Consider the following 8,617-nt stretch of genomic DNA (forward strand, 5'->3'; position numbering starts at 1 on the left):
CGGCAGGTGCCGGATGTACGGGGTGAGGCGGGCGTACGTCGGGCCCGCTGCGATCCGTGCCGCGCTCAGGCGGCCCGGATCAGAAAGCGAGCCGAATTACTCGGCACCGCCCTGCTCGTCCTGCTTGGCACGGAGCGCGTCCAGGGTGCGGACGAGCTTCGACGGCAGCGCCTGGAAGACAGAGGCAGCCTGCGACTGCTTGCCCTTCATGGCACCGGCCAGCTTGGAGAGCAGAACCTCGCGGGACTCGAGGTCCGCAAGCTTCTTGATCTCGTCGGCGGACATCGCCTTGCCGTCAAGGACGCCGCCCTTGATGACGAGATTCGGGTTGTCCTTGGCGAAGTCGCGCAGACCCTTCGCCGACTCCACCGGGTCACCGGTGACGAAGGCGACGGCCGTCGGACCAGCGAAGAGCTGGTCGTCGAGCGTGATCCCGGCCTCGTTGGCCGCAATCTTGGTCAGCGTGTTCTTCACCACGGCGTACTGGGCGTTCTCACCGAGCGACCGGCGCAGCGTCTTGAGCTGCGCCACGGTGAGACCGCGGTACTCGGTCAGCACGGCGGCGTTGGAGCTGCGGAACTTGTCCGTCAGCTCGGTAACCGCGGCAGCCTTCTCGGGCGTTGCCATAGAGCCTCGGCCTCCTTCCGGGTGATTCGGACCGCGCGGACCCGAAGGAGGACTGGGGCAAACGAAACGCCCCGGCGCAGGCGCACGGGGCGTGGCTCGACCATTCGCCACCCGCACGGGGCGGGGACTTCCGGGAGCTCATCCACAGTCACCTGCGCGGGTCGTCCGCAGTTCAGCGGATCCTTCGGCCACCGTGCCCTCTTTCGAACACACGGCAACGACCAGCGGTCTTTGGCTTCTGTGGAAGCGTACGGGACCGGGGCAGTGTCAAGCAAATCCGCTCTCACGGCGACCCGGCGGGGTGAACGGCGGGGGTGTCAGCCCTCGTCCAGCCCCTTCATCATCTCGGCCAGGTCGGCGGTCTCCTCGGCCGGCGGCGCGGTGACCTTCACGGGCTCGTTGATACCCAGGAAGGTGACGGTCATGTCCAGCGGCCCCTTGTCGGCCTCGCCGCGCATCCGGAACTGCTTGGGCCGGTCGTCGCCGTCGACCCACATGTCCATCGTGAGCCGGTCGACGCCCATCTTCTCGTACTGCTCAAGACTCTTCTGACGCTTCTCCCGGGTGGCCTCCTCCTCGCCCCCGAGGGACTTCTCCAGGTCGGCGACGGCGACCGTGCCCTTGTAGTGGGTGGTCTGCACGCCCTCGACGGTCTCGGTGCCGACCTTCTCGACGTCCTTGGCGCCGGTGAGGAAGGTGGACTCGGTCGCCGGGTTCTTCTCGGCCTGGGAGGCGCCGCCCAGCTGGTTCAGCTCGTCCCCGGCACCCATCGCGTCCAGGTCGAACTTGAGCCAGCTCTTGCCGTCCATCTCCTTGGCCGCCTCGGGGCCGCCGCCGATGTACAGGGCCTTGTCGACGAGCCGGATCTCCGCGCTGCCGTCGGCGCCCTGGTCGAGCGCCGTCATCTTCATGCTCATCGCGAGCGCGGGCTTGATCTGCATCTGCGCCTCGGCCTTGACCTGCCCCTCCTCGGGGACCTTGCCGGTCATGCGGTAGCGCAGGGAGTCGATCTGCTCCGTGTTCTTCGCCGCCTTGGCCACGGCCGCGGCCGGCGTCATGTCCGCGGACTCCCCGGCCTTGTCGTCGCCCTTGGCACAGCCCACCGCACCTGCGGCGAGCGCCAGCGCGGCCAGCCCGGCGCCGACCGGCACGCGTACGGAAGTCTTCATCGATGTCCCCCCACGGGATTCAACTGCGGCTCAACGGGATTCAAGTAACTCACAACTTCTCCACAGCAAAGACGCGAGCGTAGCCGAAACGGTTCGAACGAGTTTGTGAATTACCGATCTTGTGCATCGCCTGCCGTCGGCGCCGGGCTACCCGCCCTGGGAGGCCAGCAGTTCCTTGAAGTCCGCCGTGTCCGCGGCGGGCGGGCGCTCGGCGGAGACGGTGACGCCGTACTCGCTGTAGTACGCGGTCTGCGTCAGCTCCCCGTTCTCGGTGCGCCCGCGCTCGACCTTCTTGACCAGCAGGTCCCGGTCGTCGACCCAGATGTCGACGGTCTGGGCGGTGGCGCCGCCCACCGTGCCGGTCCAGTGCGTGGTGCGCCGGCCGCGCGTCTTCTCCTCCCCCACCCTGCGCACGTCCTCGGCGGTCAGCAGCAGCTTCACCGCCTGGTTGGGGGTGGTGTTGCGCATCTGGTCCGCGAACCCGGCGCCCGCGCCCCCGCCGAGATCCTCCAGGTCCTCGTAGACGTACTTGATCCAGTGCCGGCCGCCCACCCGGTCGGCGAACTCGTCGCCCACCTCGGCGTAGTAGGCGTCGGGCAGGTAGCGGGCCTCCATGGCGGTGGTACCGAGCCGGCGCATGGTCTCGGCCGTGGTGCCGCCGGTGTACGTGATGGTGAGGGTGCCGGTGAGGCCGTCGTCGCGCCAGCCGAGGGCGCCGGCGGCCTTCAGCGAGAGTTCGCTGCCCATCACGGTCGTGGACTCCACCCGCGCCGAACCCGCTCGTCCGGTGGCCCGCTCCACGGCGCGCAGGGCCTCGGCCGCAGGGCCGGTGAGGGACGGGGCGGGCGGGGCGGTGGAGGAGGGGTCGGAAGGCTGCGGAGTCGCGGCGGGCGGGGCGGATCCACCGGGGCCGCCGTCCGCCGGGCCGCCGGAGGACGTACAGCCGGTGAGGCCCGCCAGCGTGGCCGTCAGCGCGATCGCGACGACCGTGCGGCATACCGTCGTGCCCGTCATCCGCCCACCCCCTGAGCCCCGTGCGTCCCCCGCGCCTCGTACGCGAGTCCGCTCCCCGCACGCTAACCCAGGGCACCGGGAAAAGGGACGGGCCCCGCACCTCGGAAGGTGCGGGGCCCGTGAACCGGTTGGGCGAGCCGTTGGCTCAGACCGCGGCCGGGTCCTCCTCGACGAGGAGGTTGCGGGTGCGGTTGGAGTCGAGCGGAATGCCGGGGCCCATCGTGGTGCTGATGGCGGCCTTCTTGATGTAACGGCCCTTGGCGGCGGACGGCTTGAGACGGAGGACTTCCTCCAGCGCCGCGCCGTAGTTCTCCACCAGCTTGGTGTCGTCGAACGACGTCTTGCCGATGATGAAGTGCAGGTTCGAGTGCTTGTCGACGCGGAACTCGATCTTGCCACCCTTGATCTCGGTGACGGCCTTGGCCACGTCCGGGGTCACGGTGCCGGTCTTGGGGTTCGGCATGAGACCACGGGGACCGAGCACGCGGCCGAGGCGGCCGACCTTGCCCATGAGGTCCGGGGTGGCGACGACGGCGTCGAAGTCCAGACGGCCCTTCGACACCTCGTCGATCAGTTCGTCGGAGCCGACGATGTCGGCGCCCGCGGCGGTCGCGGCCTCGGCACGGTCACCGGTCGCGAAGACCAGGACCCGGGCGGTCTTACCGGTGCCGTGCGGGAGGTTCACGGTGCCACGGACCATCTGGTCGGCCTTGCGCGGGTCGACACCCAGGCGGAAGGCGACCTCGACGGTGCCGTCGAACTTGGTCGTGGAGGTCTCCTTGGCGAGACGGACGGCCTCGAGCGGGGCGTAGAGCTTGTCCCGGTCGATCTTCTCGTCCGCAGCGCGGAGAGACTTGCTGCGCTTGCTCACTACTGCTCCTGTGGCTTCTTAGGAGTCGTGGTACGGGCCGAGCAGGCCCCACCACTTCTGCTGCTGGAAGGTGGGGGTCAGCCCTCGACCGTGACGCCCATGGAACGGGCGGTACCGGCGATGATCTTCTCCGCCTGGTCCAGGTCGTTGGCGTTGAGGTCGGGCATCTTGGTGGTGGCGATCTCACGGACCTGGTCACGCGTGATCTTCGCGACCTTGGTCTTGTGCGGCTCGCCGGAGCCCTTCTCCACGCCCGCGGCCTTGAGGATCATCTTCGCGGCCGGCGGGGTCTTCGTGATGAAGGTGAAGGAGCGGTCCTCGTAGACCGTGATCTCCACCGGGATGACCCAACCGCGCTGCGACTCGGTCGCGGCGTTGTAGGCCTTGCAGAACTCCATGATGTTGACGCCGTGCTGACCCAGCGCGGGGCCGACCGGCGGGGCCGGGTTCGCGGCACCGGCCTGGATCTGGAGCTTGATGAGCCCCGTGACCTTCTTCTTCTTGGGAGGCATAGCTCTCCGGGTCCTTTCGATTCGGGTCCTGCCTGGGTTCGGGAGCTACCCGGACACAGGCATACCGCACAACGATAACGGGTATGGATGTGCGGTTTAAAACCGAGCAGGTCAGACGACGCGTGAGCGTTCGCCTGACCTGGTCGGAAGCTGTACGTCCAGAGGAGTACCCGGGTGCCGGTGTGCCGGTGAGGCAGGTACTAGTTCTTCTGGATCTGGTCGAAGCTCAGCTCGACCGGGGTCTCGCGGCCGAAGATCTCGACGAGGCCCTTGACCTTCTTCGAGTCGGCGTTGATCTCGTTGATCGTCGCCTGCAGCGTCGCGAACGGGCCGTCGGTGACGGTGACCGAGTCGCCGACCTCGAAGTCCAGGACCTGGACCTCGACCTTGCGCTGCGGAGCCGGCTTGCCCTCGGCCTCGGCGGCCTCGCGGGCGGCCTTCTCCTCGGCCTCCGGGGCGAGCATCTTGACGATCTCGTCCAGCGTCAGCGGGTACGGGTCGTAGGCGTTGCCGACGAAGCCGGTGACGCCGGGGGTGTTGCGGACGACACCCCAGGACTCGTTGGTCAGGTCCATGCGGACCAGGACGTAGCCCGGCAGCTTGTTCTGGCGGATCGTCTTGCGGTCGCCGTTCTTGATCTGGACGACCTCTTCCTGCGGCACCTCGGCCTGGAAGATGTAGTCCTCGACGTTGAGCGAGACGGCGCGCTGTTCGAGGTTGGTCTTCACGCGGTTCTCGTAACCGGCGTAGGTGTGGATGACGTACCACTCGCCGGGCAGGACGCGCAGTTCCTGGCGGAGCTTCTCGATCGGGTCGACGTCGGGCTCGTCGGCCTCGGCCTCCGCTTCGCCGGCCTCGCCGGTCTCCGCGTCGTCGGCCGCTGCGCCGTCGGCCTCCGCGCCGGCCGTCTCGTCGGTCGTCGCGGTGGGCTCGTCGGCCTCGGCCGCGTCCGTGGCGACGGCGTCGTCGGCAGCCTCGGCCTCGGCGGAGGCCTTGGTGTCCTCGTTGCCGGCGCCCTCGACGGTGCCGAGCTCGTCCTTGACGGACTCGGCCGGCTCGATGGCGTCGTTCACGTTCGGGTCAGACACTGTGGCTGCTTCTTCCTGGATACATAGGGGTGGAACACGCGAAAGGGGCGCCGGGTACCTCGGCGCCCTTCGCTCTCGACTCAGCCGAAGACGTACTTGGCGGCGTGAGAGAAGCCATAGTCAATCAGAGTCACCAGGCCGATCATGATGACCACGAAGATGATCACCACGGTGGTGTACGTCGTCAGCTGGTTCCGGCTCGGCCAGACAACCTTGCGAAGCTCCGCGACGATCTGGCGGTAGAAGAGCGCGAGCCGCTTCAGCGGGCCCTTCTTGCCTCGCTTGCCGCCCTTGCGTGACTTCTTCTTGGAGTCCGGCGCCTCGTCCTCGGCATCAGGCATGTCGATGGAGCCCACGGCGTCCGTCACTCGTCCTCACCTGATTCCGGGTCGTGGCCGCGCCGCACCCGGTCGGAGCCGCACGGCGATGCATTGCTGTACGTACATGCGCACACATCCTGGCGATGGTGTGTGTAGCAGGGCCGGAGGGACTTGAACCCCCAACCGCTGGTTTTGGAGACCAGTGCTCTACCAATTGAGCTACGACCCTTTGTGTGTTCCCCAACGTACCGCATTCGTCCGGATGCTTGGTGTGCACCCGGTGATCGCGGGCCGGTGAAGGCCAACGAGGTGAGAGTGTACGTGCTCAGGGCCCGGGCGTCGAACAGAAAGCACGTCCGGACTGATGTTCACGGCCCTTCACGGCCTGACCGTTCTGGTGTTCAACGCCTGGACCGGTCCGGTTCAGTCCGTGAAACCCCTGTGCCCGGGAAGTTTCCGGTCTGGAACGATGGGGTCATGAGCGCTGCAACCCCACCCACCGAGCGCCGGGTCTCCGCCCGAGTCGGCGCGATCTCCGAGTCCGCGACCCTCGCCGTGGACGCCAAGGCCAAGGCCCTCAAGGCCGCCGGGCGTCCCGTGATCGGCTTCGGCGCGGGCGAGCCCGACTTCCCGACGCCGGACTACATCGTCGAGGCCGCCGTCGAGGCGTGCAAGAACCCGAAGTTCCACCGCTACACGCCGGCCGGCGGGCTGCCCGAGCTGAAGGCCGCCATCGCCGCGAAGACGCTGCGCGACTCCGGCTACGAGGTCGACCCGTCGCAGATCCTCGTCACCAACGGCGGCAAGCAGGCGATCTACGAGGCCTTCGCCGCGATCCTCGACCCGGGCGACGAGGTCATCGTCCCGGCGCCGTACTGGACGACGTACCCCGAGTCGATCCGGCTGGCCGGCGGCGTTCCGGTCGAGGTGGTCGCCGACGAGACGACCGGCTACCGGGTGACGGTGGAGCAGCTGGAGGCCGCGCGCACCGAGAAGACCAAGGTCGTCCTCTTCGTGTCGCCGTCGAACCCGACGGGCGCGGTGTACGGCGAGGCCGAGACCAAGGCGATCGGCGAGTGGGCCGTCGAGCACGGCCTGTGGGTGCTGACCGACGAGATCTACGAGCACCTCGTCTACGGCGACGCCGTCTCCGTGTCCCTGCCCGCCCTGCTGCCCGAGCTGCGCGACAAGTGCGTCGTGGTCAACGGCGTGGCGAAGACGTACGCGATGACCGGCTGGCGGGTCGGGTGGGTCATCGGCCCCAAGGACGTCGTCAAGGCCGCGACGAACCTGCAGTCGCACGCCACGTCCAACGTCTCCAACGTGTCCCAGGCGGCGGCGCTGGCCGCGGTCTCCGGCGACCTGGACGCCGTGGCGACGATGCGTGAGGCCTTCGACCGGCGCCGCCAGACCGTCGTGCGGATGCTCAACGAGATCGACGGCGTGCTGTGCCCGGAGCCGGAGGGCGCGTTCTACGCGTACCCGTCGGTGAAGGCGCTGCTGGGCAAGGAGATCCGCGGCAAGCGTCCGCAGGACACGGTCGAGCTGGCCGCGCTGATCCTGGAGGAGGCCGAGGTCGCGGTGGTGCCGGGTGAGGCGTTCGGCACACCCGGGTACCTGCGGCTGTCGTACGCGCTCGGGGACGAGGACCTCGTCGAGGGCGTGAGCCGGATCCAGAAGCTGCTGGCGGAGGCGCGGGACTGACGTTCCCGTCCCCGGCGGGGGCCGTACTCCGGTAGCGGGGTACGGCCCCCGTTTGTGTGTGCGTTGTTTGTGCGAGCAAGACCACGTATGGGGAAAGTGCTGTCGGGTCGGGTGTGTCGTACGGCAGGATCACGGAATGGAGCGTGTACGTGATCTCTCTGAACTGCCCAAGGCCCATCTCCACCTGCACTTCACCGGGTCGATGCGGCCCACCACCCTGCTGGAACTGGCCGACAAGCACGGCGTCCGGCTGCCCGAGACGCTGACCGAGGCGCTGGGCCGCGGGGAGTCGCCGAAGCTGCGGGCGACCGACGAGCGGGGCTGGTTCCGCTTCCAGCGGCTGTACGACGCGGCGCGGTCGTGCCTCCAGGAGCCGGAGGACATTCAGAGACTGGTGCGGGAGGCCGCGGAGGAGGATCTGCGGGACGGGTCGGGGTGGCTGGAGATCCAGGTCGACCCGACGTCGTACGCGCCGCGGCTGGGCGGGCTGATCCCTGCGCTGGAGGTCATCCTGGACGCGGTGGAGACGACCGTGCGGGACACCGGGATCGGGATGCGGGTGCTGGTGGCCGCGAACCGGATGAAGCATCCCCTCGACGCGCGGACGCTGGCGCGGCTGGCGGTGCGGTACGCCGAGCGGGGCGTGGTCGGCTTCGGGCTGTCGAACGACGAACGGCGCGGGATGGCGCGGGACTTCGACCGGGCGTTCACGATCGCGCGGGACGGGGGGCTGCTGAGCGCGCCGCACGGGGGTGAGCTGACCGGTCCTTCGTCGGTGCGGGACTGCCTGGACGACCTGGAGGCGGACCGGATCGGGCACGGGGTGCGGGCCGCGGAGGATCCTCGACTGCTGCGGCGGCTGGCGGACCGGCAGGTGACGTGCGAGGTGTGCCCGGCGTCGAATGTCGCGCTGGGTGTGTACGAGAAGCCGGAGGACGTGCCGCTGCGGACGCTGTTCGAGGCGGGGGTGCCGATGGCGCTGGGCGCGGACGATCCGCTGCTGTTCGGGGCGCGGCTGGCGGCGCAGTACGAGATCGCCCGCGATCACCACGGCTTCACGGACGCCGAGTTGGCGGAGCTTGCGCGGCAGTCGGTACGGGGGTCGGCGGCGCCCGAGGACGTGAAGGGGCGGCTGCTGGCGGGGGTGGACGACTGGCTGGCGGGCTAGGGGGGTGGCTGGGGTGCTGTGCCTGCGGCGGCCTGTGTGGGGTGCGTGGGGGTGCGGGTAGCGCGTTGGGTTGTGGGGTGGTGCGGGGCCGCGCCGGGGGGTGTCCGTCCTCGGAACGGCGCGGAATCGCTTGGACAGAGATCC

General features: G+C 69.1%; 9 protein-coding genes and 1 tRNA gene. 2 read left to right on the top strand and 8 right to left on the bottom strand.

What is annotated here, in order from left to right; all coding sequences use genetic code 11:
* Positions 1 to 96: 96 nt before the first annotated feature.
* The 8 genes from rplJ to IG94_RS0132700 all read right to left on the bottom strand — a co-directional run bounded on the left by rplJ (position 97) and on the right by IG94_RS0132700 (position 5,830).
* Complete coding sequence (gene rplJ, locus IG94_RS0132665) at positions 97 to 627, bottom strand: 50S ribosomal protein L10 (RefSeq protein ID WP_031045742.1); 531 nt, start codon at positions 625 to 627, stop codon at positions 97 to 99.
* Positions 628 to 944: 317 nt separating this feature from the next.
* A complete protein-coding gene (locus IG94_RS0132670) occupies positions 945 to 1,796 on the bottom strand; it encodes an SCO4651 family lipoprotein (protein ID WP_031045745.1) in 852 nt (283 codons plus the stop codon).
* A gap of 147 nt (positions 1,797 to 1,943) precedes the next feature.
* Positions 1,944 to 2,810, bottom strand: a complete 867-nt coding sequence (locus IG94_RS0132675) for an SCO4651 family lipoprotein (RefSeq protein ID WP_031045748.1) — start codon at positions 2,808 to 2,810, stop codon at positions 1,944 to 1,946.
* Between the two features lie 145 nt (positions 2,811 to 2,955).
* Positions 2,956 to 3,681, bottom strand: a complete 726-nt coding sequence (gene rplA, locus IG94_RS0132680) for a 50S ribosomal protein L1 (protein WP_031045752.1) — start codon at positions 3,679 to 3,681, stop codon at positions 2,956 to 2,958.
* Positions 3,682 to 3,758: 77 nt separating this feature from the next.
* On the bottom strand, positions 3,759 to 4,193 hold the full coding sequence (gene rplK, locus IG94_RS0132685; RefSeq protein ID WP_003974315.1) for a 50S ribosomal protein L11: 435 nt from the start codon (positions 4,191 to 4,193) through the stop codon (positions 3,759 to 3,761).
* 200 nt (positions 4,194 to 4,393) lie between these two features.
* Positions 4,394 to 5,281 (bottom strand): transcription termination/antitermination protein NusG, encoded by an 888-nt coding sequence (gene nusG / locus IG94_RS0132690; RefSeq protein ID WP_031045754.1) that lies wholly within the window; start codon positions 5,279 to 5,281, stop codon positions 4,394 to 4,396.
* Between the two features lie 80 nt (positions 5,282 to 5,361).
* Positions 5,362 to 5,649 carry a preprotein translocase subunit SecE gene (gene secE / locus IG94_RS0132695; protein ID WP_031045756.1) on the bottom strand — a complete coding sequence of 96 codons (288 nt, stop codon included), beginning with the start codon at positions 5,647 to 5,649 and terminating at the stop codon, positions 5,362 to 5,364.
* Between the two features lie 108 nt (positions 5,650 to 5,757).
* Positions 5,758 to 5,830 (bottom strand) — tRNA-Trp (locus tag IG94_RS0132700).
* A 248-nt stretch (positions 5,831 to 6,078) separates the two neighbouring features.
* Between IG94_RS0132700 and IG94_RS0132705 the strand changes: the two genes are divergently transcribed.
* Together IG94_RS0132705 and IG94_RS0132710 are read left to right on the top strand one after the other, a co-directional pair.
* Positions 6,079 to 7,305, top strand: a complete 1,227-nt coding sequence (locus tag IG94_RS0132705) for a pyridoxal phosphate-dependent aminotransferase (RefSeq protein ID WP_031045759.1) — start codon at positions 6,079 to 6,081, stop codon at positions 7,303 to 7,305.
* A 136-nt stretch (positions 7,306 to 7,441) separates the two neighbouring features.
* Positions 7,442 to 8,473, top strand: coding sequence for an adenosine deaminase (locus IG94_RS0132710; RefSeq protein ID WP_031045762.1), 1,032 nt, complete (start codon positions 7,442 to 7,444; stop codon positions 8,471 to 8,473).
* Positions 8,474 to 8,617 lie beyond the last annotated feature (144 nt).

The organism is Streptomyces olivaceus (genome assembly GCF_000721235.1).
Classification (GTDB): Bacteria; Actinomycetota; Actinomycetes; order Streptomycetales; family Streptomycetaceae; genus Streptomyces; species Streptomyces olivaceus.